Raw genomic sequence first — 26,459 nt, 5'->3', positions numbered from 1 at the left:
AGCTACTTTTGTATATTTATTATGTTTTATACATAAGGTGAATTTGTTCTGCTATGTAATCAGAACTTAAATGTAGCCCATTTTTTAACCACCACATGATAACGCCAACTATTGAAGCTGTTTTGATTTGAGCATCGACATAGACCTTTTTAGTTGTTTTACTATTTTTGTTTCTGCGAACGTCAATTAACTTTTTTAATAATTGGAATAGATGATTTTCAAATTGTTCGAGTTGAAAAAGGATGAGTAGATGATGCCGTTGTGTATAAAGATAATCGAGTAATTGAATCAATTGTTTTTTTTCATCGATGTCCTGAACTTGGATAAGTACTTCAATTTTTTCTGTCAGCTCATGTAAAATTCCCTGCGTTAATTGTGTAATGAGGCCATCGATATCTTGATAATGTAAATAAAAAGTTGTTCGATTTAATAACGCCTTTTGTGTCACCTTTTGAACAGATAATTGATTAATGGAAAGACCCTCATTTAAAAGGGATAGGGCAGCTGTTTTAAGCATTTCCTGTGTTCTAAGGGCACGTGGATCCTCTTTTTTAGTCATTTTTCTCATTCCTGTCTATCATAGTAGATTTTATATACAGTTTGTTTTGAATTGTCTAGTAGTCGACAGTAAATTCGATATTGTTCATGGTCAACTTAGTCAAATTCTTGTTAAGATACTTTTTAGACAATGTGTCGATAAAATTATGATAGCGTTAGGAGTTCTATTATGCAAAATGAAATATCTGCTGGAACGAAAAAGCTTTTGCTTTTTGTAATGATTGCAGGATGCTTCTTTTCTACTTTAAATCAAACATTACTAAATGTGGCGCTTAGTGATTTAATGGTTATTTTTAATGTAACCCCGACAACCATTCAATGGTTAGCGACAGGCTTTATGTTAGTGAATGGCGTGCTAGTTCCTATTACAGCCTTTTTAATGAAGCGCTTTTCAACTCGCCAGTTGTTTATAAGTTCTATGCTTTTTTTATTAATAGGTTCTATTGTTGCAGCAAGTGCAATGAACTTTGGCATGCTACTGTCGGGGCGTATGATTCAGGCCGTTGGAGCAGGAATTATCATTCCATTAATGATGACAGTCATTGTTTTTTTATATCCAATGGAAGAGCGTGGCGCCGTTATGGGGAAGGTTGGATTTGCTATTATATTCGCGCCAGCAATTGCACCAACTGTTTCAGGATTTTTGGTTGAATATATGTCATGGAGATGGCTATTTATCGGTTTGATTCCATTTGTTTTGCTAATTATTTTGTTTGCCTATAAATATTTATTTAATATAGTTGAGGGAACAAAAGTAAAATTAGATGGACTAAGTGTCGGGTATTCAACAATCGGGTTTGGATTTTTACTTTTTGGGTTTAGTATTGCAGGAAGTAGAGGGTGGGCCGATTGGCTCGTTATTACATCTCTTCTTTTAGGAATTATTGTGACGTTTTTATTTTGTCAGCGTCAAATGACTTCAGCGGACCCATTATTAAATTTAACGGTATTTAAATATAAAATGTTTTCCATGACAACGCTTGTTAATATAGCCATTACAATATTAATGTATGCGGATTTAATTTTACTACCGATTTATTTACAAGATGGACGTGGTTTTACGGCTTTTGAAGCAGGTCTTTTATTATTACCAGGGGCTTTAATAAACGCAAGCTTATCGCCAATAACTGGGAAAATGTATGACAGATATGGGGCAAAGCCATTATTTATAGTAGGTATGTGTTTTATTGTTGTATCGATGTGGGCCGTGGTTGATTTATCTGCTTCTACGTCGTATATGTATTTACTTGTCCGCACAATTATATTACGAATTGGGCTAGCTTTTATTACTATGCCTCTAAATACAGCAGCTTTAAATGCGCTACCAAAAGAATTAGCTTCACATGGTTCAGCAGTGAATAATACGATTCGTCAATTAGCTGGAGCAATAGGCACAGCAGTGATTGTGACGATTTATACAATTCAATTAACAAAGGTTTCGATTGGCACAAGTGAAGGTTATGCTACTGCAGCCAACACAACTTATTTCTATATGCTTATCTTAGCTATTATTGCCTTTATTGTTGTTTGGTTTGTACCAAAAACTAAAAATGTACGTAACTAAAACAATGATTGTTTGCAGTGAGTGAACTAATAAGCAAAAGCACCGTTCTAAATTTTAGACGGTGCTTTTGCATTTAAAAAAACACTTCTGTAATTGAAGTGTTATTACGCTATTTTCAATATTTATTTAAATGGAAAAAGAAATCATGTTGAATCCATTGATAAATACATGACCATGTGTTAAATTTATATAGATAGGCATTTAATTAATAAAAGGATATATCATCCCTACTTTAATTATAAGGCATTGTTTTTCAGAAGTCAACCCCTATACTTACATTTTTAAGGAGTGAATGCGATGAAATCGGAGTTTCAACAGGAGCAAAAACGATTAGACAATGTAATGGAGACTATTTCAGAGCAACTGAGTAGGTTGGAGAAAGAAACTTTACAACGAAAGAACGAAGTTGTAAATATTCGCAAACACTTTTGGGATGAAATAAAGGTGAATATGGATACCTTCGACGATTATCTTGAGACGATTATCGGCTTAAGACAAGAAACGCAAGCACTGTCCGTTAGTCAAAGTACCCATAAGCATGCATCTAAAAGATTATCAACGTTGCGCCGTATGCAGAAAGTTCCTTATTTTGGTCGAATTGATTTCTTAGAGGAAGGTATAGCAGCTCAGGAACAGGTTTATATAGGTATCTCTTCTCTTATGGATAAGAGTGGAGAGGATTTCCTTATCTATGACTGGCGTTCTCCTATCTCAAGCGTTTACTACGATTACTCGCCAGGTCCTGCCCAGTATATGACACCTGAAGGTATTATCCATGGGGAATTGGAGAAAAAGTGGCAGTATCTTATTCGCGATGGTGTTCTTCAATCGATGTTTGATACAAGTCTCACTATCGGAGATGAAATTTTGCAACAAGTTTTGGGGCAAGGTACAAACAAACATATGCACAGTATAGTTGCAACGATTCAACAGGAGCAAAACCGAATCATTCGCCATGATCATGGAAGATTGCTGATCGTTCATGGTGCCGCTGGTAGTGGTAAGACATCGGCAGCTTTACAGCGGATCGCTTATTTGCTTTATAAATATCGGGATAGACTAAATGCGGATCAAATTATTTTATTTTCACCTAATGCAATGTTCAATAGTTATGTATCCAATGTGCTACCTGAACTTGGTGAAGAAAATATGCAGCAAGTTACATTTCAGGAGTACTTACATCATCGATTAAGTAAAGCGTTTTATGTTGAAAATCCTTATGAGCAATTGGAATATGTTTTAACTGCAGCAAATAATTCTGCATATCAGTCAAGAGTTGCGAGCATACGATTCAAAGCATCTAGTCGTTTTTTTGAAGTCATTAAAGCATATAGAAAATCTCTGGAGTTATCTGGCATGAAATTTAAAGGCATTAACTTCAGAGGACAGCCGATTATTACCGCACAACAAATTGCTGAGCAATTTTATAGCAGCGACGTGTCACTTAAATTCCATAATCGATTGGAAAAATTAAAGGAATGGCTTCTGAAGGAAATAAAAGAAATTGAAAAAGTCGAATGGAAGAAGGAGTGGGTACAAGAGGAAATAGAGCTGCTTAGCAACGAGGAATACCATAAGGCACGTGTTTATTTAGCTAAAAGGAAGGGCTTTACAAGAGAGACGATAGCCGAGTATGAGATGGAGCCTGCTAAACTGGCGCGATTAATTGTATCCAAGAAATTGAAGTCATTACGGAAACAAATACGGGCATTGCAGTTTATCGACATGAAGGAAATTTATAAGCAGTTGTTTATAGACCCGATGCAAATTAACCAGTGGATAGATGGAGAATTACCAGAAGAGTGGGAAGCTATTTGCCATGCGACACTGGAAATGCTAGACGAAGATAAACTATTTTATGAAGACGCTACACCGTTTTTATTTATTAAAGAATTAATTCAAGGGTTTCAAACTAATAATTCCATTAGGCATATACTTGTGGATGAGGCACAGGACTATTCACCATTCCAATTCGAGTTTTTAAAGCGATTGTTTCCTTTTGCAAAAATGACAGTATTAGGTGATTTTAATCAGGCGATTTTCGCGCACGCGAGTGAAATGATTGATTTTAATATTCTTAGTAGCTTATATGGTCCAGATGAAACAGAAGTTATCAATATGACTCGTAGTTATCGCTCTACAAAACAGATCGTTGAGTTTACACGGAAACTAGTACCGAATGGCGAACGAATTATTCCTTTTGAACGTGATGGTGAGCTACCTGTCCTGACACAATTAACAGATCGCACATCTTTGCATCACTGTATTATGTCAAAAGTTGAAGCTTTGCGAAGTGAAGGCTATAACAGTATCGCCATCATATGTAAATCTGCAGAGGAGAGCAGGCATGCATATGAAGCACTGTCTACTATTGAGGGTATAAAGCTTATAAAAAATGGCTCTCCAGAATACGAACAAGGTGTTGTCATCATACCCTCTTATTTATCCAAAGGGATTGAATTTGAAGCTGTCATTATTTATGATGCGTCGGCGCAAATGTATAGTGATGAGAGTTTACGTAGAGTTTTCTACACAGCTTGTACGAGAGCTATGCATAATTTGCAGCTTTATAGCATAGGAGAACCAAGTCCATTTTTGCGCAATGCCTTACAGGATAACTGTATTACAGTACAACTGATGAGTAATGAACAATAATAAGACAAAAAGCCGATTCTAGCGTTTTTAGAATCGGCTTTTCTTTACAATTACAATTTATTTAAGTTCGACTTGGATACGGCCAACGCCGTTTAAATATTGCTCATAGCGTCCAATCTCAAGCTTTACAGGATTTACAGGGAGCTTTTTGACATTTTCCATATCAAATCGCTGTCCGATTAACATATAGTGGTCTTGTTCTGAAATCCACGTACTATTGGAATAATAAATTTCTCCATCTGCGTCGATTAAATGATTAAAGACGCCTTTAAATTCATTTTTTTTATAAGGTAATACTTTATATTCAAGTTCAAAGTTATCTTTTATGTCCAACTCGATATTAATATGCTCAGGTTGCCTAATAAGTTTCTTCTTATCAAAATCAACTACTATAAATTCATCAGCTTTATCAATCGCTTCAATTTCCCGCAATTCAATTGTAATACTTTTTGGAATACGGAAATAATTACTTTCTAACATCAAACTAAATTGCTGATCCTCATAATCACCAAATCCAGAGAAACCGTTTCGAATTTTGCCCCATTCTTCTTGATGTTCATCATATATACGAATATCTCCGAAACTTAATATTTTCTTGGAATTCGATGAATCAATCGACATTTTCAACTCAGTTCTAAGCGGGGAAATAATAAGCTCATGAATGGTAAAGTCTTGCCCATCGACAGTTACTTGTTTATTAATAGAGAATTTTTTTGATGCTTTAATGTCGTTCTTTAATGTAAATGGTATGTTAAACACAACTTCTGGAAATTCACGTAGCGATAATGTAATTGCAAAGTCGTGCGATGAGTAATTCATACCTTGGCTTGCGGCAACTTCAATTGTATTTTCAACTTCAAATGTTCCTTCTTGTTGAGCAGACCAACTACTTCCTACAGATGCATAGATTTGTTCACCATGCTGTGTAACCTCTGTATTGATGCCAGTGATATTCGCTAAGTCTTTATCTGATTGAAGCTTATAGGAAATAATCATTCCTGATTCATCTGCCACAACGCTTGTAATCGTAAGGGTTTTTCCATCAATTGTTTGGCTCACATTAATAGGTTCGTAATAGTCATTGCTAATAATATCTTGAATGCCTTTATCTAAGGCAATCATTTCGACAAGTGGTTTTAATACGGGAATTTGTGCCATCGTATAAGCAAGAGCAGGTGATACCCTAATGGAACTAATAAGGGCAATCATAATAATAGCAACAGTAACCCCAACTTGTAGAAATCTTTTATGGCGAGTTCTTTTCTTTAATTGCTTGTATGCCAAGAACTGTTTATTTGACTGTAATGTTTCTATCGGCACGGATTCAAGTAATTCTAAATAACGTTTTTGTTGGTCATTGTCTATCTGGCTCATGAAATGCCCCCCTCTCCTAATAAATGACGTAGTTTTTTTAATGTTTTATGTAATCTTGATTTAACTGTGCCTTCTGGTATTTTTTGTAGTGTTGCAATTTCACTATTTTTTAAATCTTTAAAGTACTTTAAATGAATAAGCTCTTGTTGTTCAATGGGTAGCTTTGTAATAACATCATTAAGTTCAAATAGTTCCGCCATTTGCTCGGGCTGATCCACAATATTATCTGTTACGACAATACGTTTTTGCTGACGTTTCATCATTAAACATGTATTGATAACAATGCGTACGAGCCATGTTTTAAAATATTGAGGCGTCTGCACTTTATGAATATTTTTTAAGCATTGATACGTCATTTCTTGTAGCGCATCATTTGCATCATGCTCATTTTGCATATAGCTGTAGGCAACGCGATACATCGCTTCTTTATATATTTGTAAAAGCAGTAGCTGTGCTGCTTCATCTCCATCAATTGCTTGTTTGGCAAGTTCGATTTCGTCCATCTCCATGCCTCCTTTAATGATTAGATGCACCAAATAAATCATTCGTTCATTTTATTTCATAAATTTTTCATTTGGCTAGTAGGGGAGGTTTAACGTTTTTTGGTTATATGGAAAACCGTATCATAAGTATGCCAAATAAATAAAGGAGCCTTTCTGAATGGAAAGGCTCCTTTTATTTTCTAAAGTAAGTATCGCTTTATTTGGCGATTTCTACAGTAGGTTGATCTTTATGCTGGATGTGGCTTGAAATCCAAGCGATGATGAAGGCGAGTAAAAGATAAATGAGTAAAAGCGCTCCTTGTGTAACTAAGTTTGACCAGCCACCAAGCGTAATCACTTCTTGGAAACCTTTTAATGAATGCGCCATCGGTAAAAATGCCCCTATTTTAGCTAGTATAGGATTTCCAAGCTCGCCAGGGAATGTTCCGCCGCAAGTAGCTAATTGGAATACTAATAACGTAACTGCTATAAATTTGCCAACATTGCCTAATAAAATGATGAGCATTAGGATGAGGGTCATAAAAGTAAATGACACGATCATACTTGAAAGGAAAAAGAGAGGTACACTTGCTACTTCTAATTTAAATCCTAACAATATAACGATATCTACAATAATAGATTGAATGAAACCAACTACGTAAACTAATCCTAGTTTATTAATAAAGTGAACGGTACCAGTCACTTTAAGAAGTTCTCTGCGTCCTAGTGGCAGAATATTAGATGCCATAATGCCGCCTACAAATAAAGCCAGAGACAAGAAGTAAGGTGCGATGCCAACGCCATAATTCGGAACGTTTGATAAGTCGGATTCGACCAATTCGATTGGCTGGGCAAACATCGATGTCGTTGCATCGTTATATTGCAGATTAGATGTTTTTGTCGCTGCACTATTTAGTTTTGTTGCTAATTCATTGGAACCTCCTACTAAAGAGGCTAGCCCATTTTGCAGTTTGGGGAATCCGCTTGATACTTCATTGATTCCACTAGATAGAGCTGTAATTCCAGTATTCAGCGTAGTAAAGCCTGTTGACCATTTAGCAAAACCACCTGCAAATTCAGACGCTCCCTGTTGGAGTTGTTTTGCTCCGACAGTCGCCTGCGTCATGTTTGTTCCAAACGTTTTCATATTAGTTTCAAGAGTCGTTTGGCCTGAAGCAATTTTGTTAGCAGCTACACCTACTTGTTGTTGACCAGTTGTTATAGTCGTTTCGGTTGTAGATAATGCCTCTGCTAAAGCAATCATTTGTTGAAGCTCAGAATCTTGCTTCGCTTCGGGATGGTTTTTTATATAGTGAGCTAATTGCTCTCGCAAAGTATTTGCTGTTGTCGCTGCTTGTTGTTGAGCTTGAACTAGTTCTGTATTTTTAGAGGACCAGTCTGCCATACTTTGGCTCATTTGTCCCATTCCTGATTGAAGGGATTGTTCAGCTTTAGTTAATTGCTGTAGTCCACTATAAAGAGAGTCAGATCCGCTAATGAGCCCTTGTGCGCCATTTGATAAGCTTTCCTGACCAGCTGAGAGGCTCGTACTTCCTGCTTTAAGCTTTTGAGCACCTTCATCTAAACTTTGCATGCCATCTGCTAACTTGTCGCTTCCGCTCTGTATGTCGGTCGCTCCCTTAGAAAGCTTTTCTGCCCCAGCTTCTGCTGTTGCAAAACCAGTTGATGCATCCTGAAATTTAGTGAGAATGGATTGTGAGTAAAACTTCGTGATGCTAGCGTTAATTTTTGTTTTCATTTTTTCAACGGCAGTTGTAGTTATTTGTGAAGCGACGAAGTTTTTCCCAGGGTTGATTTCATACGAAAGCTTAGCTGTTTTAGGGGTTTCTTCCATTAAAGTGGTTACATTTTTAGAGAAATCCTTTGGAATGGTGATGACCATATAATAGTCGCCTGTTTTAAGCCCTTTTTGTGCAGCCTTGGCAGAGACGAAATGAAAGTTTAATTCTTTGCCTTCCTTTAGTTCGGCAATAAAGTCATCGCCAACATGTAAAGATTCAGTATCAATATTAGCCCCCTCATCGAGATTAACGACTGCTACGGGGAGTTTGTCTAATTGCCCATATGGGTCCCAATATCCTGCTAAAAAGAACCCAACGTAAATTAAAGGAACAAGAATTAGAAAAATAAAGGCCGTTCGCCCATGCTTATGTTTCCAAATAGCTACTAAGTCTTGCAATATTAATTGAAATCCTTTCATGAAATAATCCTACCTTCCTATTTTTAAAAGATTGTTTCATAATAATCTATTATATTAATGTTGTATAATACATAAATCGTTATTACATAATAGATTTAAGTCTATACAATAGGGGGAACTATATGGAGCTTTTGCAGTTAAAGTATTTTCAAACAGTTGCTCGGCTCGAACATATGACGAAGGCAGCAGAGCAACTTCAAATTGCTCAGCCATCGCTGAGTAAAACAATTGCCCGCTTGGAGGAAGATTTAGGTGTGGCGTTGTTTGACCGAGAACATCGGAAAATTAGCTTAAATGAAGCTGGTAGGATTTTTTTAAATCGTGTGGAAAAGGCATTTGCAGAATTACATGAGGGACAAAGGGAGCTTACTCAATTTACTGAGCAAGATCAAAAGAGCATTACATTGGCAGTAACGATCCCAAGAGTATTGCCTGCATTATTAGGTTCGTTTTTATCGAAGTATCCAGATGCTCGTTTTCAACAGTTTCTAAAGTCTGTGTCAGCTATGAAAAAATTGTTGATGGAAGGGGAATTAGATTATTGTATTTCCTCCGTCCCTATTGAGGGTGAAGGTATTAGATGGGAGCCACTCATTACAGAAGAAATTTTTATTATTGTGCCTCCTAATCATCGGTTAGCCAACAGGGAGAGTATTCAACTGGCAGAAGTGAAGGATGAGGCCTTTATTAGTATGAATACAGGGTTTGGCTTCCGCAGCTTGACGGATCAGTTTTGTCGGGAAGCAGGGTTTGTTCAAAATATTGCTTTTGAGGGAGATGAACCTTCCGTTATTTCTGATTTAGTAAGACAAGGATTAGGTGTTGCCTTCGTTTCTGAATTATCTTGGGTTCCAAAGTCAGAGGAGTTCCCACATAAACTGCGAATTGTTGAACCATCTTGTCAGCGCACCATTGGGCTAGCCTGGTCAGAAAAGCGCTATTTCACGCCTATGGCAAAACAATTTCGTCAATTTGTTTTCCAATACTTTTCCACTCTTGCTTAATATTTTTTCATTTACACGGAATGAATGTATTTAAAAGATGACCCCGTTAAAGGGTCATCTAATATTAGAAATTGTTCACGATTTAGTTGTTACTTAGTGGACGATACATTTTGCTCATGGAATTAAAAAAATCTTGTAAAATCGGATTGCTTAGGTTTTTTGTTAAGGCTATGAGTTTGACTGGAATATTTGAAGTATAGGTTTCTAAAATAGTAGCCGACCCATCCTCGATTTCCTTTCTTATTCTGCTTGTCCCAATGACGCCTAGATATGGGTGATTGAGGACAGCATTTTTTATGCTCTCATCACTATTGCAGTGAATCGTATTTGGGAAGTGAATTCCTTTGTTCAATATTTCAAACTTTATAAAGGGAGCTCTCAAATCAACCAATACAGGGTATTTTTCTAATTTGCTCTCCATTTGATAAGTATCATGAGCCACTTTACTTGAAGCAAACAGCACTAAACTTTCATAATCAATGCAATGATTGGAAATATCAGAGTTTAAAGTTCTCCCATTTACAATAGCAAAGTCCATTTCATTTTGTATTATCTTTTTTAAAGCCTCATCACTACTATCTACAGAATAAACTTCTATTAAAATATCTTGGTATCTTTTTTGGAAATTTACTATATGTGGTAGGAAAAAACGATCACAATGTTCATCTAATGCACAAACTCGAATAACTTGCTTTTCTCCTTGAAATTCCTCAAGTCTCCTTTGCATCGTAAACATCTCATTTAAGATATTTTTTGAATGTTCATAAAGAATTTCTCCAGCTTTAGTTAGTTTCCTTTTATTGTCCACTTTTTCAAAGAGCGGTAAGCCAATCTCATCTTCTAAGTGCTGCAGATGCTTTGTAACAGTAGGTTGTGAATAATTAAGGCGCATTGCTGCTTGAATTAGTCTTTTTTCTTCTGCTACGATTTGAAAAGTTTGAAGGTGTCTAATTTCCAATTAACGAACAACCTTTCCTGTTAATTTATGAAGCTATAAAGTAAATAAAAATGATTATATATTGCTGGTTTAATTTTTGAAATATAATTATAACGCTAAATATTTAAAATAGTAATATAGAATATTCACTATTAGAATATTAAAAACCTATAATGCATTATAAAATAAAACACATGAAAGCGTTAGCAATATTGGGTATTTTCTAAATTTTTCTAAATTTATTTTTTAGCTGAAAGGATGATCAAACTCACTCGTTTGAAGAGTTAATTCATAAAAAGGTCAAATTGCTTTTATACACAAATTACAAAGGGGTGTTATGTTTGAGTACTGCCAAACCAATGAAGATAGAAGAGGGTACTGAAAAGAAGAAAAAGAAGAAGGGCGGTTTAAATGCGTATGTACTAATGTTTTTAATCATTGTTGTACTTACGCTTTTAACCTATGTTATCCCTGCTGGACAATACGCTAGATATGAGGAAAATGGCAGAACAATTATTGACCCTACAAAATTTGAATATATCTCGAATACACCTGTAGGTTTGTTAGACATGTTTAATGCATTTCACCAAGGGATGGTCAAAGGAGCGCCAATTATATTATTCGTCTTACTAATTGGTGGTGCTCTTGGAATTATGCAAGCTACAGGTTCCATTGACGCTTTAATTCGATTTACTGCACAAAAATTTGGTAAAAGAAAAAAATTAATAATTCCAGTGATGGTACTACTGTTCTCATTACTCGGTACGCTTATAGGAGCGGCTGAAGATTCGTTAGTTTATATTACAATAGTTGCACCAATGACGATTGCCTTAGGCTTTGATGCGCTAACAGGTGTTGCGATAGTATTTCTCGGCATGATAGGTGCTGGTTTTACAGCTGGCATTACGAATCCATTTACAATTGGTGTTGCACAAACAGTTGCTGAGCTCCCAATGTACTCGGGTATGGGCTTACGTATCGCGATTTACGTAATCTTCTATATTTTATCGGTCGCCTTTATTTTACGACACGTAAATAAAATCGAGAAAAATCCTGAACTAGCTGAATACGGGAAGTTTAACCCGAATGAAAGAATTACGTTTGATGATGATTTCAAGTTGAGTAAAAGACATGCACTTTCTCTTTTAGTGTTCTTAGGCTGCTTTATCGCGTTGATTTATGGCGTTATAAGTCTTGGCTGGTACATCAGTGAAATTGTAGGGATTTTCTTATTAGGTGCAATTATTATGGGTCTTATCGGAAGACTTTCTGGCAATGAAATGACAGATGCCTTTTTAAAAGGCTGTTCTGAAATGATTTCAGGCGCGATGATTATTGGGATTGCTAATACAATTCTTGTCGTACTTACTTCAGGCAACTTATTAGATACGATATTACACGTTACTTCTAATTTACTAAATGGCCTTTCACCAAGCGTGACAGCGGTAGGGATGGCAGTTGTCAATTTCTTTATCCATTTCTTAGTACCATCTGGAAGTGGACATGCATCATTAGTAATGCCAATTATGGCACCGTTAGCAGATCTAGTTGGCGTATCAAGACAAACTGCTGCATTCGCTACTGTAATGGGTGGTGGTGTCTCTAGTTTAATTATCCCGACAGGTGGCTTATTGTTAGCAGCTTTAGGTATGATGGGCATTCCTTATTCAAAATGGGCTAAATGGGTATTCCCTTATGTTGCTATTCAAATTGTCATTGTTGTGATCTTTTTAATTATTGCCCAGGCAATTAATTATGGGCCGTTTTAATAGCGAGGATAAATCGAAATATACCATTGACTCTTTTCAATATTCGTCATCTTACTGAGGTGAGATGGCGAATGAATAAGGGAGCTTGATGTATTTGCTAGAATTGCGCTATATGCAGCTCTAGCAAAAATATTATTCAAACGGGGTGAATGAAATGGATTATCGTACTATTTTATCAAAGGTTATTGAAGAAAAAAGACAAAAATTAATTTCTGTAAGTGATCAAATTTGGGGTTATGCAGAAACAGGATTTGAAGAGTTCCAATCAGCACAATTATTATGTAACACTTTAGAAGAAGAAGGCTTTACTGTAGAAAAGGGTGTAGGCAATATCGATACTGCCTTTATTGGTAGTTATGGGACAGGGAAGCCGATTATTGCTGTATTAGGTGAATTTGATGCACTAACGGGCTTAAGTCAAGTTGGCGGAGATATTCAGTACAATCCAGAAGTAACGAATGGTAATGGACATGGATGTGGACATAATTTACTTGGTACAGGGGCATTAGCTGCGGCCATCGCAATTCGTTCATATTTAAAAGAAAACAATCTTGAAGGCACTGTTCGATACTATGGATGCCCTGGCGAGGAAATCGGTAGTGGTAAAACCTTTATGGTAAGAGAGGGGCTATTTGATGATGTAGACTTTGCTGTATGCTGGCATCCTTGGTCTCGCAATTCTGTCTGGTCTATGTCATCACTTGCTTGCTACGAAGTTTCCTTTAGATTTAAAGGGAAGAGCTCTCATGCCGCTAGTACACCTCATCTTGGTAGAAGTGCACTCGATGCAGTTGAACTTATGAATGTCGGAGTTAACTATTTACGAGAACATATCATTCCTGAAGCAAGGGTTCATTATGCTGTAACAAATACAGGTGGTGTTTCCCCTAATGTTGTACAAGAAAAGGCGGATGTATTGTATTTCATTCGTGCACCACGCGTAGCTCAGGCAGAAGAAATTTATCAACGTATTTGTGATGTCGCAAGAGGCGCGGCTCTCATGACTGGTACACAAGTTGAAATTGATTTTGCTTCTGCAGCTTCTGATATATTGCCGAATAATACATTAGAAAAAGTGATGCATGATAACTTTGTTGCCCTAGGTGTTCCACAGTATGATGAAAAGGAACAACAATTCGCGAAGGACATCCGTGCAACTTTATCGGAGGCGGATAAAAAAGAAGATATTAAGGCGAATAAAGAACTAGAAGGCAAAGATTTGGCACATGTTATCGATCCATTTATTCCATCTAACGGGATATTACCAGGTACGAGCGATGTTGGCGATGTAAGCTGGGTTGTCCCAACCGTACAATGTATGGTAGCGTGTGAACCGATAGGAACACCTCTTCATACTTGGCAGATTGTTTCAACAGGTAAAACGTCAATTGCGCATAAAGGTATGCTACATGCTGGTAAAGTTATGGCGGCAACTGCTATTGGCGTACTACAAAACCCAGAAATCCTTGAAAAGGCGAAACTAGAATTAATTGAACAACGAAACGGTGAGGAATATGTATGTCCGATTCCTCCTGAAGTAAAAAAGTATAAACTTCAAACTGTTTAAAATAGATAAAATCCACTGTGCTTCTATACATTTAGGTGTCAGGCACTCAAACAATTTAGAAGTCATACGCCATTGCAGATTAAGGTTTACCAAGTAAAAATCCACGAAGCCTCCTATGGGAACGCACAAAACGCAAGCCGCCACAACCGCGCGCACGCGAGGGTTGCGGCTTACACTGTGCCCACAGAAAGCGAAGTGGATTTTTACTATTAAGGAGCATTTAGAAAGGTACACCCTTTTAGGTGCTTAACACCAAACAATGACTTCATGTGGCGTAGTTTGTGCAGGAATGCTTCTTGTCGTAGGTCCATACACAACAATGAGAGTACGATTTGCAGGGCTCTTTGAAAAAGGCTGCCCATTTCTAAGCAAAATCGGCGTGTATGGAGCAAGGTTTAATTGTAATTGACCATCACTACTTAATAATTGGGAGTTAAAAAAGTCTACTTTTACATTTTGATAGCTATTTTCTTTAGCAATGATCAGTGCTTGATATTGTGGAGGATAGATTAACGGGGCAGGTGCATTCGCATCATAATAGCCAACAATACGATCACCACGGCTTACGACCTCTTGATTTACAAAATAAGTAAAAGGCGAAATAACAAAATTAACAATGCCGCCTGCACCATTTTCTACTGTCATTAATGTATAACATCCTTCACTTTCACCGTTTTGCCCGACTGCAAAATCATTTATCTGTGTAACTGTGCCCTGAAAAAAATTAAAATTTACCATAGCCATTCCTCTCTTAAAAAAGTTTAATCAATTATTGAAGGTGACTTTTTGTGTCATTAGCGAAGTAACCTTCTTTTCATACCATGTCATTTTAATCTATGTCACAAAACATTTATGGGTGACAGTATATGTTTTAGCTTAATGTCATTATAAAAAGGAATAATATATTTTTTTCAAAAATCACTATATACTAAACATGGACTAAAACGTAATTTTTCTAAGGAGGGGAGCCTTTTGAATTGGATTTCTAAAAATAAGAAACCCTTTTTAGCATTCATCGTTATTATCATTATTATTGCGGGTCTGCTCGATATTAAATATGAGGGACTATTCTTTCAAATGTTACCTAAATCTTTGCAATCTTATTTAGCTAACATGTTTTAAAAACGTTTCAGCTTACATGAATCTTTTTATAAATAAAAACACATGAGCTTGGCCAAACTTTATGATGAAGAGTATTTGAACAGATTATCTGTTTTATTACTTTTCAATAAAATCAATGGGGGATGGCTATGTCAAATATAAACACAAATTGTAACAATGCAAAAGTTCGGGACAAGCATAGTGCGAAAAAACGAGAAGTAAATCAAAACGGTAAAAAGCTCTATAAAGAGGAGTTTGGATCTGATTTCGATTTTGATGCAGCATCCGCTCAAGCAAATAACTTTCCTGAAGCACAGGGGAAAACCGATACCCAGCAACCGGTAAGTGAGCGAACTGCATGGCACTAGTTTGTATTTGACATCTATTCAATTCATTGAGTTAAAGAACTAAGGTGAAAGCCTTAGTTCTTTTTTTATAATGAATGCTTTTGCGATTTCCTGTAGAAGTTGCCCTATAATAATAGGCATCAAGCGTATGACCTTCTTGATGCCTAATAAAAACTGTTTAGCCATTTTAATTTATTTCCTGTGGAATTTTAATTGTGACAGTCGTACCGATTGTTGGGCTTGAATTAATTGTAATTCCATAGTTAGAACCATAGTATAGCTTAATACGTTGATCTACATTTTGAATGCCAACCCCACCAAGCTTCGTTCGCTTCTCGGTAGTATCCGTACTTAGTTGTTTAACATTAAAGCCTTGTCCGTTGTCTCGGACTATTAGCTCCACATCTTCACCACTCGCTATTGCACTAATATGAATATGTCCATTATGAGGGATACTTCGAATACCATGATATAAAGCATTTTCAACAATTGGTTGTAAAAGAATTTTAGGCATTCGTACATTTCGGACGGATTGATCACAGACAATGTTGTAATTTAACTTATCTCCGTAACGCTCTTTTTGTATAAACAAATATTGACGAACATGATGTAATTCATTTTCTACGGTTGTCATTTCATTCCCGCCACTAAGCGATAAGCGGAAAAATTGAGCAAGTGCTTTTGTGATTTCTATGACCTTCTCACTGTCATTAAACTCTGCCATCCAAACGATTGTATCTAATGTATTGTATAAAAAATGAGGATTAATTTGACTGTGAAGCGCACTAATTTCTGTTACTCTTAAGTGTTTTTCCTTTTCCGTGATTTCCTGCATTAATTTTTCAATTTGCACAATCATACTATTGAAATGTTTTGCTAAACTTTGTGCCTCAAAGCATCCTTTTTCATCGATTGGTATTTCTTTTAAGCCATGCTCGATATTTTGCATTGCTTTTTCTAGACGTTGGAAAGGTATCGTGATTCGTCCTGCAAATAAAGCAACACTAAAAGCAGCTATAATAAAAAGAATCATGCCTACTAATAAAAAGATTTCGAGCAATTGCCTTTTAATCATTAATAGCCCGTCTTGGGAAGAGACTCCAACAAAGGTCCAGTCGGCATTATTCAGCATATAGGTGTGCGTCAACGTATTTTTTTCTTTATCATAGCCCGCTTGATTGGTGATAATTTGCTGTAATTGTTGTTGTTTCAAGTAATTTTCAAAATACGCGGTATCCTTATGATATACGACTTCGCCGTTGTCATTCATAATAAAAGAAAAACCATTCTTCCCTAAATCTAAGTTAGCTAAAAAGTCTTCGATAACTTTATATTGAATATCGATAAGCAAAACACCAATATTTTGACCTTCAGCATCTTTAATTTCGCGGCTAATTGAGATTACCCAGTTATCTTTATCCATTGAAAAGTGTTGCATGCGTGCAGATGTCAGTACAGGCTTACTGCCATTATTAACAGCTGCCACATACCATTGTTCCTTCATCATATTGCTCGACATACTCATAATTAGGCCCTTTTCATTGGATAGGACTTGCCCGTCTTTACTAACAATAACTACCGATTGAATGAATCGATCCGTTGCCATCGTTGTTTGAATCAAGGACAATACATTCTGTTTAATAGTAGGGTCTCGCTCTGCACTTGAAAAATACGTTACAAGCTGAGGATTTTCAGCGATTAAACCAGATACTGCTTTGAGCCGATCGATATAGAGGTCAATATACATACCGCTCTTTTCAACGGCCGTTTTCGTGCTAGAGGTTGCTTCACTTAACACGACAGAAGAAATACTGTAATACAAAATAATGCCCATTAATAATAAAATAAGTGCACTCGCTTTTAAATAATGAAGGGCAATTTGCATGCGTAAAGTTTTTAATATATTTGATTTCTTCATCGCTACTCTCTCATTTTCTCTCTAAATTGATTTGGAGAAATATCAAATTTCCTTTTGAATGTGGCGCTGAAATAATTGGGGTCGTCAAAGCCTACTGCCGCTGCAATTTCATACACTTTCATATCTGTACTAAGCAAAAAAATTTTTGCTCTATCTAAGCGGATTGATAGCATATAATCTTGAAAGTTTTTACCGTATAGGCTCTTAAATAAGCTACTTAAATAAGAATTGCTGAGTGCCATTTTTTTTGCTAAATAACTTAATGAAAAATCGACATTTGCAATATTGCGGTCAATTTCCTTTTGTATTTTCGCTTTATAGCCCATGTCATTATTTATGTTTGTTTCATTCAAAATACCTTCCACAAGCCGAGATAGCTCATGTTGACTTTGTGTTGCTTGAATCTTTGCTATTAGATTTTTTAACGTTTCTTGAATGTCTTTTTTAGAAACGGGTTTTAAGACGTAATCATCAATGCCCGCCTTTAATGCCGTTACGGCATAATCAAAATAATCATAACCAGTAATAATAGCGATTTTTACATTCGGTTTAATTGTTTTTGCTGAAATGGCAAAATCGAGGCCATTCATCTTCGGCATATTAATGTCAGCTAAAACGAGATCAGGATGGTGGTTTTTAAAAATTTCAAGTGCGGTCTCTCCATTTGATGCCTCAAATACTTCCGAAATGGAAAGCTCCTCAAAGTTAACAAATGAGCGAATTCCTTTTATAATAATCGCTTCATCATCGACCACTAATAATTTGTACATCATATCACCTCTTTGAGAACCAATACTTAAAGTGGGTTGTCCTATCACGTAAAAATCCACTGCGCTTTCCGCGGGCACAGCGTAAGCCGCAACCCTCGCTGTCGCGCGGATTGTTGCGTCTTACATTGTGTGCTGTTCCCGCAGGAGTCTACGTGGATTTTTACTTGGCTAGTAATAAATAGGGCTGCATGCAGCGCTAGGATGCAGAATTGTGTCAGTGCCTGGCACTTTCGTAAAAATCCACTGCGCTTTCCGCGGGCACTAGGTAAGCCGCAACCCTCGCTGTCGCACGGATTGTTGCGGCTTACGTCGTGTCTTGTTCCCGCAGGCATTGTTGTGGATTTTTACTTGTGCCGCTCGTCATAAATAGGACTACTTGTTGAGCTATAAAGATTCAGAATTGTGTCAGTGCCTGGCACTAGTTATTTAGTTAGCTGTACTAAGTAACCATAACCAGCTGATTCCATTTCCGCTTGTGGAATAAACTTAATTGCAGCACTATTGATACAGTAACGCAAACCACCGCGATCAATAGGTCCATCATTAAATACATGTCCTAAATGACTATCGCCAGTACGGCTTCTCACTTCAATACGGATCATATTATAGCTAGTATCTACGAACTCTCGCACTACTGCTGGATCGATTGGCTTAGTAAAGCTTGGCCAACCACATCTAGAGTCATATTTATCCGCTGATGAAAATAGTGGCTCACCTGTGACAATATCAACATAAATACCTGGGTCGTAGTTGTCCCAATATTCATTAGAATAAGCCATTTCCGTACCATTACCTTGTGTTACTCGATATTGCTCTTTTGTTAACATTTTTTTAATTTCCTCGTCACTTGGCTTTGGATATAGCGCTGGGTCGATGAGGGAGGGCATTTCTTGATCTTTCAATGAATCAAACTCTACATGGCAATAGCCATCTGGATTTTTTTCTAGATAATCTTGGTGATATTCTTCTGCAAGTGTAAAGTTTTTAAGTGGCTCGACTTCAGTAACAATCGGGTCATCATAGCGTTCTTGTTCTTTTGCAACTACCTGATCAATAATGGGTCTATCTGCTTCATCTGTATAGTAAATACCTGTACGATATTGTATGCCGCGGTCATTTCCTTGCTGATTCAATAAGGTTGGGTCAATAATTTGGAAGAAATGTGTTAAAAGCTTTTCTAAATTAACTCGTTCGGGATCATAACGAACATGAACGGTTTCCGCATGTCCTGTGTTCCGCCAAATAACATCTTCATATGTTGGATTTTCTGTATTGCCATTCGCGTAACCTGACGCTGCATCATAAACACCATATACACGCGCCATATATGCTTCTACACCCCAGAAACAACCACCTGCAAGCCAAATATCCTTTAAATTATTTGTATCAAAATTTAAGTTAACGTTTGGGTTTGGTGGATATTTCGATTCTGCTTGAGCTGTACTTGCACGACTAGTTAACAAAGAATTGTTGACTGAGCATGCTGATAAAAATAATAAAATACTAAATAATACGCCGAATAGTTTAATATTCATTAAATTTACCTCCTTTTATTATTGGATACTTTTAAATTTCTCAATAATTTGTGGATTGCTTACATGGCCAGGGAGCGTTTGAATGAGTTTACCATCTGAGCCAATATAGGACGACGTTGGATAGGCTCGTATATTGTATTGTTTCGCGATTGCACCATCTTCATCTAATAGCACTTTAATATTGGATGTACCTTCAACACCATTAAACCATTTAATAAATGCATCACGCTTTTTTTCATTATTGAAATTGGGTGATACGATGCTTAAGACAACAAAATCCTGCTTTTCACCAGCTAGTGTATTTAATTCCTCTAATCCTGCTAAGCAAATAGAGCACCAAGAAGCCCAAAATTTCACATATACTTTTTTGCCTTTATAGTCAGCAAGATTGTAAGTGTCACCTTTTGTATCAACTAATTCAAAGGATGGAGCGATAGTCCCTTCGTTTTTCGCTGCCGCTTTCGTAGAGGATGTAGAATCCCCCGCACATGCACCCAAAAGAAACACTGCTGCTAACATGATAACGAGCAGTTTAAAATTGTACATGTTAAGTCTCCTTTCTTATTGTGGAATGAACGTAAGTAACAGGTTTAAATTATTTGTCATTAAGACAATGCCCATAAAAATAATGATAAGCCCACCGATGACTTTGATTTTCTCCGTATATTTATTCAATTTTTTTACATGTCTTAATAGGAAGTCAGAGAAAATAGCGAGAAGTAAAAAGGGGATTAATAGCCCGAGTGCATAGAAAAACATCATAAGTGCCCCGTAAGTTGCTTGCCCCTCACTTGCTGATAATCCTAATACCGCCCCTAAAATAGGTCCGATACAAGGTGTCCAGCCCATACTAAACGTGAGCCCTAATAAATAGGTACCAAGTAAATCACGTTTATCACTTCTACTCAGTCGTACTTTTGTTTCTTTATGAAGCACAGCTATTTTCAATAGACCTATTTGATGTAGGCCGAGTAACACGACAACTGCACCGCATATGGCGATAAACCAGTCTGTATTAATAAATGCACCAAGAAAACCAGCGCCAAATCCTAAGATGACAAAGCTTGTAGAAAGACCAAAAACAAAAATGATTGTCTTAAAAATTAAATGTAGATTCACTTGCCATTTAAATAGAGGCAAGCTGTGTTGTATAGTGACACCACTTGCATTGGTTGAAAGTACTGAAAAGTAAACAGGTAGTAAAGGGACAATACAAGGAGAAAGGAAAGACAGAATCCCTGCAATAAACACCGTACTGAATATAAGCTGTTCGTCCACGATTGAAGCACCACCTTTCTTGTATAGTTTTATAGTAAGAAAAGTGAAGGAAAAGCAACATAGAATGATTTTATGTAACTCTTAGATATGATCTTGTAATGAATTTCTAGGAGTTTGCAAGGATGAGTAAAAAATTCGAATGGTTTTATTCCATAATATTTAGAAGTAAATGGTAAAATATTAAAAAGGAGGGATTGCGGTGGTGATGATTCGGAAATATGGAATGTTATTAGGGGGATTTGGCTTTTCTTATCTTGGAAATTGGATTTATCTCGTTGCATTAAATTTAATGGTTTGGCATTTAACATATTCTGCAACAGCAGTTGCAGGTATCTTTATTGTTGGCCCGATTGCACGCATACTGACCAATTTTGTGGCAGGCTCAATCATTGATCGGTCGAATAAGAGAAATATTATGATAGCAATGGATATTATACGTGGGATCATCGTTTTCCTTATGCCATTTATGACGTCTATTTGGCTTATTTATAGCTTGTTATTTTTAGCGAATATTGCAAGTAGTTTTTTCGGTCCAAGTAGTACATATTATATTGCAAAATACGTAAGCGATGAGGATAAGCAACGTTTTAATGCATTGTTAGGCACATTAAATTCTGGTTCTTTTATGTTAGGTCCTGCAATCGCAGGTGTCCTTATTGCCGTTTTTAATATAAGTATCGCGATATGGATTAACAGTGTGACCTTTTTTGTTTGTGCGTGGGTTATTGCACGTTTGCCGAATATAGAAGAGGAAGTAAAAGAGAAGCGTGTAGTGCTAACACTAAACGTGATTATAGCTGATTTTAAAGTAGTTTGGGCTTTTATATTGCAGCAACGGAATTTCCTGAAATTTTTTATGTTCTATCAAATTGCGCTAATGGTTGCTTTTGCATTAGATTCACAGGAAATGACTTTTATAAAGAAAGTTTTATCTGCTTCGGATAGTCTTTACGGTGTATTAGTGAGTATTGCGGGGGTTGGTGCTATTGTTGGTGGCTTATTGGCGATGGTTTTAGTACATAAATTTTCGATCGCTACCTATGTAGGGGTAGGGCTTACTTGCACAATGCTATCCTATACTGGCTTCTATGCTTCAAGCAATATTTGGTTTGCTACGTGTTGCTTTATCACGTTAGGCATTTTTATGGCATTCAGCAATACTGGGTACGATACGGTCTATCAAAAAAATATCCCGCCCAATTTAATGGGGCGATTCGGCAGTTCGGTGAGCCTTGTTCAAAGTGTTATACAAATTGTACTGACCTTTAGTTTAGGTATATTAGCAGACTGGTTTTCTTTACAGCTAGTTGCAGTCATTTTTGGTGTAGTGGGACTTGTATTTGCACTCTTTATGTCTTTCCATATTGTAACAAATAAGCAAGCACTGCAAATCAGGGGAAATAAAAATTAGGAATTAATTATAAAGGAAAAAAGTGATAGAAGAGGTTCGAGCAATAGTGTGTTAAATTTGAACCTCTTTATCATTTATGGCTTTAGATTTTTAGCATTGAGAAACAAAATGTTATGGAACGTTTTACATAAAGCGAACAATAAAACAGTAAGCTCGATACAGCAAGTGCTAAAGGGATACTGAAAATGACTGGAACATCAACGCCAGGCCAAATACTCATTTTTATTTGATCCACACCTACAGTTCGTAAAATGCCAGCAAGTATTGCTATTAAAGCACTGACAACTAGACCTGCGTAGAGCACAGCGAGAACCAAAAGTGCTAACGAGCAAAAAAATCCACGTATTATTATCATTGTAGCTCCCTCCGAATAATCTGCTGCACTTTCGCATTAGGGGAAATAGAATAACTTTTTGTGTAATAAAGCGTTTGTATTGTACAATGATTGCCCACTACAACAACATCTCCTTCCACGACCTCCGCATTTGTATAGGTAAGATGCAAATGTTTTCCTATTATCGAGTGACAATGAAGTTTTTTTCTAAGGATTGAAATTGAAAAGGAATCCTTCTCTATCGTTAGTTCATCTGCAATTAAGCGGTCAATCTCGCTTGCTCCTGATAATTTTAAATGAAAATGTGCTGCATGTATTTCTTGTGCTTTAATAAAGCCAATTGCTTGAAACTGTTGCACTTGTAGCTGTTGCTCAATTGTTAGTTTTCCTGAGCTATTAATAGTCGAAAATTGCCCATTACGTATTTTTAAATTCCCCGCATTTGTGACCTCAGCAATTTCACAATAATCCTTCATCACACAGGAGCCTGTATTTTTTAAAACATGCGCAATTACACTCGAATGGAATGAGCTATGCCCATGGGTAGAGATTGTTTTTAATCGAATTTCTTGATGAAAAGAAACAGCTCCGCGAATCTTTAAATGTTGACAAGTAGGTGTTAAATCATTAATAGTGCCGCTCGTAATCGTCATACTATGTTGCTTTTGTATAGGTTCCTTTGACATAGTAACCACCTCTTTTGTTTAATTAATATATATTTTAATTATTAAAACATATATTAATTAAAGTATATGTCGCTTTAATTTGTCAAGAACAAAAAATGTTTATGGTGAATGAAGGAAAAAGGATTTTCTTTTTTTAACTTCTATGTGAGTGTGGACATAGGTTCAAGAATGGGGGTTTTAGAAATGAAAAAAACTGTAGACAAGATTCGAAGCTTTTCGAATTTGTTTACAGTCTGTAGTTAATTTGCTTGAAATCTTAAAAAATCTTTTGCATTAATTGATTCACTTCAATTAACACTTTTGCTATATCGGCTAATTTTTCTTGTGGGAATTTCAAAAATATATCATGGACTTTTGTTTCTCCATCAGTTGTTAATACCATGTTTACGACACGTCTATCCTCATTTTCTCGAACTCGTTGTAATAAATTTAATTTTTCTAGTTTATCGCACATAGACGTAACAGCACCAGGAGTTACGCTAAAGAAATCTGCAATTTCCGTTGCTTTCATACCACCGTTAATTTTTAGCTGAAGGAGTAGGATTAGCTGATTTTGCGATAATGATTCACCTTCTGATAGAAGATTAACAAACATCATCGACTTTTGTTGTATTTCAAGCATTTCTCGCATTATCACTTCTACATTTTGCATTGGATTATTTTTTAACAATTGATCACAGCCTATTAAAATATTTACTAATTAAATTATATAGTAAGTATATGAAGTATGTTAAGTGAATAACATCAAGGCAACGCATTTACATCTGCGTTAGGTTTCTTTAACAGTAGTTTTCGAAATAGGATGACACCCACCATTAAAAGAAGTATAGGTATTATAAATAATAAATGTCCTATTCCAGGCGCAAATAATGTTACCGTAGATAGTGGACCAAATAATTGGGGGAATGCAATTAAGATAAATAAAGGAATTAGAAAGTTAAATACAATGAGAGAGAACCAATTAACAACTGTTCGGAAAATTGATGTTTTATGATTGTTATGTTTAAAAATTATATAGATAGATCGTGTAATTAATACAATGATGAGTACAAAAATTAAATCAAAAATTATATATTTCATAAATGGGTTACTTTTGGTGTTAGAAGGTTGTTCATGATGGACAAGTTTATTAAGGTCACTAACTATAGCGTCATATTCATTTAAATTAAAATAATCCATAGCATTGATTTGAAGATTAATACCGTAATCCCCATCTAACAACACTTTTGAATAAGTGTTTTCTGTCCATCCATTGTGGGAGATGGCATCATTCGTTACTTCCCAGCCCATAGCATAATAAGTATCATGCGCAACGCGTGAGGAAGGGTGATGCAGAACATTCATGGCATTTGCTGACAAAATATTTTTTCCATTAAAGTGACCTTCATTTAATTGTGCCACCATGTAATTAGCCATATCTTCTGCGCTAGAAATAATGTAACCAGAAGGAACGGTGCCGTCATGGATTAATTGCTCTGTTGGTACCTTAATGCCGAATACGGTTTGATAGCCGTGTGCGATAGTATTGTTAATATCATCTTTTGAATCAGCATAGCTATTGTTCATTTCGAGCGGCTTGAAAATAAATTCTTTCATATACTCTTTATAGGGTGTATTTGTTACTTGCTCTATGACTGCACCTAAAATGCTGTAATTTAAATTAGAATATTCGTAGTGTTCGCCTACAGGTGATGATACATTGATATTTTTTAAGCTTTGTACATGTTCTTTTAATGTTTTATCTCCGTGCGATATCGCTACTTGACCATCATATGTAGAAAGACCGCTCGTTTGGTTTAGTAAATGTTGAATCGTTATTTTGTTAGATTGCTCTTTATTTGCAAGTTGAAATCCTGGTAGCACGACGTATACTAAATCGTCTAAATGAATTTTCCCTTGCTCTATAAGCTGCATAATGGCAAGTGCTGTAAATGACTTACTTACTGATCCTATAACAATAGGTGTTTGCGGTGTCATTTGTGTGCCATCTGGGCTAGAGACGCCATATCCTTGCAAATATGCAACTTGGTCTTTCTTAACGATAGCAAGCGAAGCACCTGGAATGTTCAATCTGTCGATTTCTTTTGCCATAAATGCATCTATAGCAGAAATATCAAGAGCTTTATCTGTAACATCCTCACTGTTTGCAAAAACAACGTCGTTACAGGTTGTGAATAGCATAAGCAAGGTCATGGCGAAAATTTTTAGAATGGCTAATTGTTTATACATAACGTACATTCCCTTTAATCGTATTTTGTTAAATAGGGACAGGCTACTACAAGAGTGATTGCATATTGTCTTACATTGTAGAGCTTTTATAAAGCCTTCTTTTATAAACATAAAAATACATACTTAGTGGCCACCACAGAACTAGGAAGATTGGATAGATAGCCCAAATGACGCCCGGTGAGGAAATGATGTTGACGATAATAAAAAAGATACTGATGTGTATGCTAGCGTAAACTGAGAATGCAACAAATGACTTTTTCTTAGCGTGATATAGAGATAAAGGCCACCATATAATTAAAAAGGCAGGGTAGATTGCCCAAGGATATTGAGGGGACATAATGAAATTAATTATTGAATAATAAATGATTGTGCTTGCACAGCCAATGAGTGCAATGTTCATAGATTTAGCTTTTTCCTCTAAAAACATAAGAATAGGCCACCATATGATTGGGTAAATGGCATATATGAACCATAAATGCTGCGGTGTGTATAAAAGATTTTCAATAATAAGGAAGGCAATAACCATGGCACTGCAAATGACAGCATACTGTTTATATAGTTTTTTTGACATGAAATATAGAGTGATAGGCCATAGGAATAACAATAAGCAAGGGTAAATAAACCATATTGTGTTAGGTGTTGTTGAATAATTGACAATTCCTAAAAACAGCATAGTCATCAAGCTACCGACAATAGAAAAGCTAATGTAATGCTTCATT

The 26,459-nt window shown here is 36.2% G+C and carries 24 protein-coding genes; 8 read left to right on the top strand and 16 right to left on the bottom strand.

Annotation, left to right across the window (positions count from 1 at the left end; genetic code table 11):
• Positions 1 to 19: 19 nt before the first annotated feature.
• Complete coding sequence (locus ACIQ1H_RS19820; protein ID WP_402891225.1) at positions 20 to 559, bottom strand: TetR/AcrR family transcriptional regulator C-terminal domain-containing protein; 540 nt, start codon at positions 557 to 559, stop codon at positions 20 to 22.
• A gap of 168 nt (positions 560 to 727) precedes the next feature.
• On the opposite strand from ACIQ1H_RS19820, the gene ACIQ1H_RS19815 reads away from it, so the two are divergent.
• Positions 728 to 2,122: a DHA2 family efflux MFS transporter permease subunit gene (locus tag ACIQ1H_RS19815; RefSeq protein ID WP_402891223.1), complete on the top strand. Its 1,395-nt coding sequence runs from the start codon at positions 728 to 730 to the stop codon at positions 2,120 to 2,122.
• Positions 2,123 to 2,419: 297 nt separating this feature from the next.
• The gene (helD, locus tag ACIQ1H_RS19810) at positions 2,420 to 4,777 is read left to right on the top strand and encodes an RNA polymerase recycling motor HelD (protein WP_402891220.1); all 2,358 of its coding nucleotides are present in this window, start codon (positions 2,420 to 2,422) and stop codon (positions 4,775 to 4,777) included.
• 57 nt (positions 4,778 to 4,834) lie between these two features.
• Here the strand turns inward: helD and ACIQ1H_RS19805 are convergent, their stop codons facing one another.
• The 3 genes from ACIQ1H_RS19805 to ACIQ1H_RS19795 form a co-directional block, all read right to left on the bottom strand.
• Complete coding sequence (locus ACIQ1H_RS19805) at positions 4,835 to 6,151, bottom strand: DUF4179 domain-containing protein (RefSeq protein WP_402891217.1); 1,317 nt, start codon at positions 6,149 to 6,151, stop codon at positions 4,835 to 4,837.
• The gene (locus tag ACIQ1H_RS19800; protein ID WP_402891215.1) at positions 6,148 to 6,654 is read right to left on the bottom strand and encodes a sigma-70 family RNA polymerase sigma factor; all 507 of its coding nucleotides are present in this window, start codon (positions 6,652 to 6,654) and stop codon (positions 6,148 to 6,150) included. Before ACIQ1H_RS19800 ends, ACIQ1H_RS19805 begins: the two co-directional genes overlap by 4 nt.
• Before the next feature lie 196 nt (positions 6,655 to 6,850).
• A complete protein-coding gene (locus ACIQ1H_RS19795) occupies positions 6,851 to 8,854 on the bottom strand; it encodes a YhgE/Pip family protein (protein ID WP_402891212.1) in 2,004 nt (667 codons plus the stop codon).
• 122 nt (positions 8,855 to 8,976) lie between these two features.
• On the opposite strand from ACIQ1H_RS19795, the gene ACIQ1H_RS19790 reads away from it, so the two are divergent.
• On the top strand, positions 8,977 to 9,858 hold the full coding sequence (locus ACIQ1H_RS19790) for a LysR family transcriptional regulator (RefSeq protein WP_402891209.1): 882 nt from the start codon (positions 8,977 to 8,979) through the stop codon (positions 9,856 to 9,858).
• A gap of 82 nt (positions 9,859 to 9,940) precedes the next feature.
• Here the strand turns inward: ACIQ1H_RS19790 and ACIQ1H_RS19785 are convergent, their stop codons facing one another.
• The gene (locus ACIQ1H_RS19785; RefSeq protein WP_402891208.1) at positions 9,941 to 10,816 is read right to left on the bottom strand and encodes a LysR family transcriptional regulator; all 876 of its coding nucleotides are present in this window, start codon (positions 10,814 to 10,816) and stop codon (positions 9,941 to 9,943) included.
• Positions 10,817 to 11,136: 320 nt separating this feature from the next.
• On the opposite strand from ACIQ1H_RS19785, the gene ACIQ1H_RS19780 reads away from it, so the two are divergent.
• Both ACIQ1H_RS19780 and ACIQ1H_RS19775 read left to right on the top strand, forming a co-directional pair.
• Positions 11,137 to 12,564, top strand: a complete 1,428-nt coding sequence (locus tag ACIQ1H_RS19780) for a YfcC family protein (protein ID WP_402891205.1) — start codon at positions 11,137 to 11,139, stop codon at positions 12,562 to 12,564.
• 154 nt (positions 12,565 to 12,718) lie between these two features.
• Entirely contained in the window at positions 12,719 to 14,131 is a 1,413-nt protein-coding gene (locus ACIQ1H_RS19775; RefSeq protein WP_402891203.1) for a M20 family metallopeptidase, read from the top strand.
• Positions 14,132 to 14,377: 246 nt separating this feature from the next.
• Here ACIQ1H_RS19775 and ACIQ1H_RS19770 read toward each other — a convergent pair whose 3' ends face one another.
• Entirely contained in the window at positions 14,378 to 14,869 is a 492-nt protein-coding gene (locus ACIQ1H_RS19770; RefSeq protein WP_402891200.1) for a hypothetical protein, read from the bottom strand.
• A 234-nt stretch (positions 14,870 to 15,103) separates the two neighbouring features.
• On the opposite strand from ACIQ1H_RS19770, the gene ACIQ1H_RS19765 reads away from it, so the two are divergent.
• Positions 15,104 to 15,253 carry a hypothetical protein gene (locus ACIQ1H_RS19765; RefSeq protein WP_173479196.1) on the top strand — a complete coding sequence of 50 codons (150 nt, stop codon included), beginning with the start codon at positions 15,104 to 15,106 and terminating at the stop codon, positions 15,251 to 15,253.
• A 128-nt stretch (positions 15,254 to 15,381) separates the two neighbouring features.
• Complete coding sequence (locus tag ACIQ1H_RS19760) at positions 15,382 to 15,600, top strand: hypothetical protein (RefSeq protein WP_402891197.1); 219 nt, start codon at positions 15,382 to 15,384, stop codon at positions 15,598 to 15,600.
• Between the two features lie 166 nt (positions 15,601 to 15,766).
• On the opposite strand, the gene ACIQ1H_RS19755 is transcribed toward ACIQ1H_RS19760, so the two are convergent.
• The 5 genes from ACIQ1H_RS19755 to ACIQ1H_RS19735 form a co-directional block, all read right to left on the bottom strand.
• Complete coding sequence (locus tag ACIQ1H_RS19755) at positions 15,767 to 17,497, bottom strand: cache domain-containing sensor histidine kinase (RefSeq protein ID WP_402891195.1); 1,731 nt, start codon at positions 17,495 to 17,497, stop codon at positions 15,767 to 15,769.
• 2 nt (positions 17,498 to 17,499) lie between these two features.
• Positions 17,500 to 18,270 (bottom strand): response regulator transcription factor, encoded by a 771-nt coding sequence (locus tag ACIQ1H_RS19750; protein WP_402891193.1) that lies wholly within the window; start codon positions 18,268 to 18,270, stop codon positions 17,500 to 17,502.
• A 419-nt stretch (positions 18,271 to 18,689) separates the two neighbouring features.
• Positions 18,690 to 19,802 carry a peptide-methionine (R)-S-oxide reductase MsrB gene (gene msrB, locus ACIQ1H_RS19745; protein ID WP_337980188.1) on the bottom strand — a complete coding sequence of 371 codons (1,113 nt, stop codon included), beginning with the start codon at positions 19,800 to 19,802 and terminating at the stop codon, positions 18,690 to 18,692.
• A gap of 18 nt (positions 19,803 to 19,820) precedes the next feature.
• On the bottom strand, positions 19,821 to 20,348 hold the full coding sequence (locus ACIQ1H_RS19740) for a redoxin family protein (protein WP_402891189.1): 528 nt from the start codon (positions 20,346 to 20,348) through the stop codon (positions 19,821 to 19,823).
• Positions 20,349 to 20,363: 15 nt separating this feature from the next.
• Entirely contained in the window at positions 20,364 to 21,080 is a 717-nt protein-coding gene (locus ACIQ1H_RS19735) for a cytochrome c biogenesis protein CcdA (RefSeq protein ID WP_402891186.1), read from the bottom strand.
• 205 nt (positions 21,081 to 21,285) lie between these two features.
• Here ACIQ1H_RS19735 and ACIQ1H_RS19730 point away from each other — a divergent pair, with 205 nt between their 5' ends.
• A complete protein-coding gene (locus tag ACIQ1H_RS19730; protein WP_402891284.1) occupies positions 21,286 to 22,491 on the top strand; it encodes an MFS transporter in 1,206 nt (401 codons plus the stop codon).
• An 82-nt stretch (positions 22,492 to 22,573) separates the two neighbouring features.
• Here the strand turns inward: ACIQ1H_RS19730 and ACIQ1H_RS19725 are convergent, their stop codons facing one another.
• The 5 genes from ACIQ1H_RS19725 to ACIQ1H_RS19705 form a co-directional block, all read right to left on the bottom strand.
• The gene (locus ACIQ1H_RS19725; protein WP_402891183.1) at positions 22,574 to 22,846 is read right to left on the bottom strand and encodes a hypothetical protein; all 273 of its coding nucleotides are present in this window, start codon (positions 22,844 to 22,846) and stop codon (positions 22,574 to 22,576) included.
• The gene (locus tag ACIQ1H_RS19720) at positions 22,843 to 23,511 is read right to left on the bottom strand and encodes a hypothetical protein (RefSeq protein ID WP_402891180.1); all 669 of its coding nucleotides are present in this window, start codon (positions 23,509 to 23,511) and stop codon (positions 22,843 to 22,845) included. Before ACIQ1H_RS19720 ends, ACIQ1H_RS19725 begins: the two co-directional genes overlap by 4 nt.
• Before the next feature lie 256 nt (positions 23,512 to 23,767).
• Positions 23,768 to 24,181 (bottom strand): MarR family winged helix-turn-helix transcriptional regulator, encoded by a 414-nt coding sequence (locus ACIQ1H_RS19715; protein ID WP_228134207.1) that lies wholly within the window; start codon positions 24,179 to 24,181, stop codon positions 23,768 to 23,770.
• 74 nt (positions 24,182 to 24,255) lie between these two features.
• Positions 24,256 to 25,740: a serine hydrolase domain-containing protein gene (locus tag ACIQ1H_RS19710; protein WP_402891177.1), complete on the bottom strand. Its 1,485-nt coding sequence runs from the start codon at positions 25,738 to 25,740 to the stop codon at positions 24,256 to 24,258.
• A 70-nt stretch (positions 25,741 to 25,810) separates the two neighbouring features.
• Positions 25,811 to 26,458 carry a hypothetical protein gene (locus ACIQ1H_RS19705; RefSeq protein WP_402891175.1) on the bottom strand — a complete coding sequence of 216 codons (648 nt, stop codon included), beginning with the start codon at positions 26,456 to 26,458 and terminating at the stop codon, positions 25,811 to 25,813.
• Position 26,459: the final 1 nt, after the last annotated feature.

This window comes from Lysinibacillus sp. NPDC097279, assembly GCF_044761745.1.
Lineage (GTDB): Bacteria > Bacillota > Bacilli > Bacillales_A > Planococcaceae > Lysinibacillus.
The sequence above is the reverse complement of the archived record's forward strand: the minus strand, read 5'-3'. Positions and strand labels throughout refer to the sequence as shown.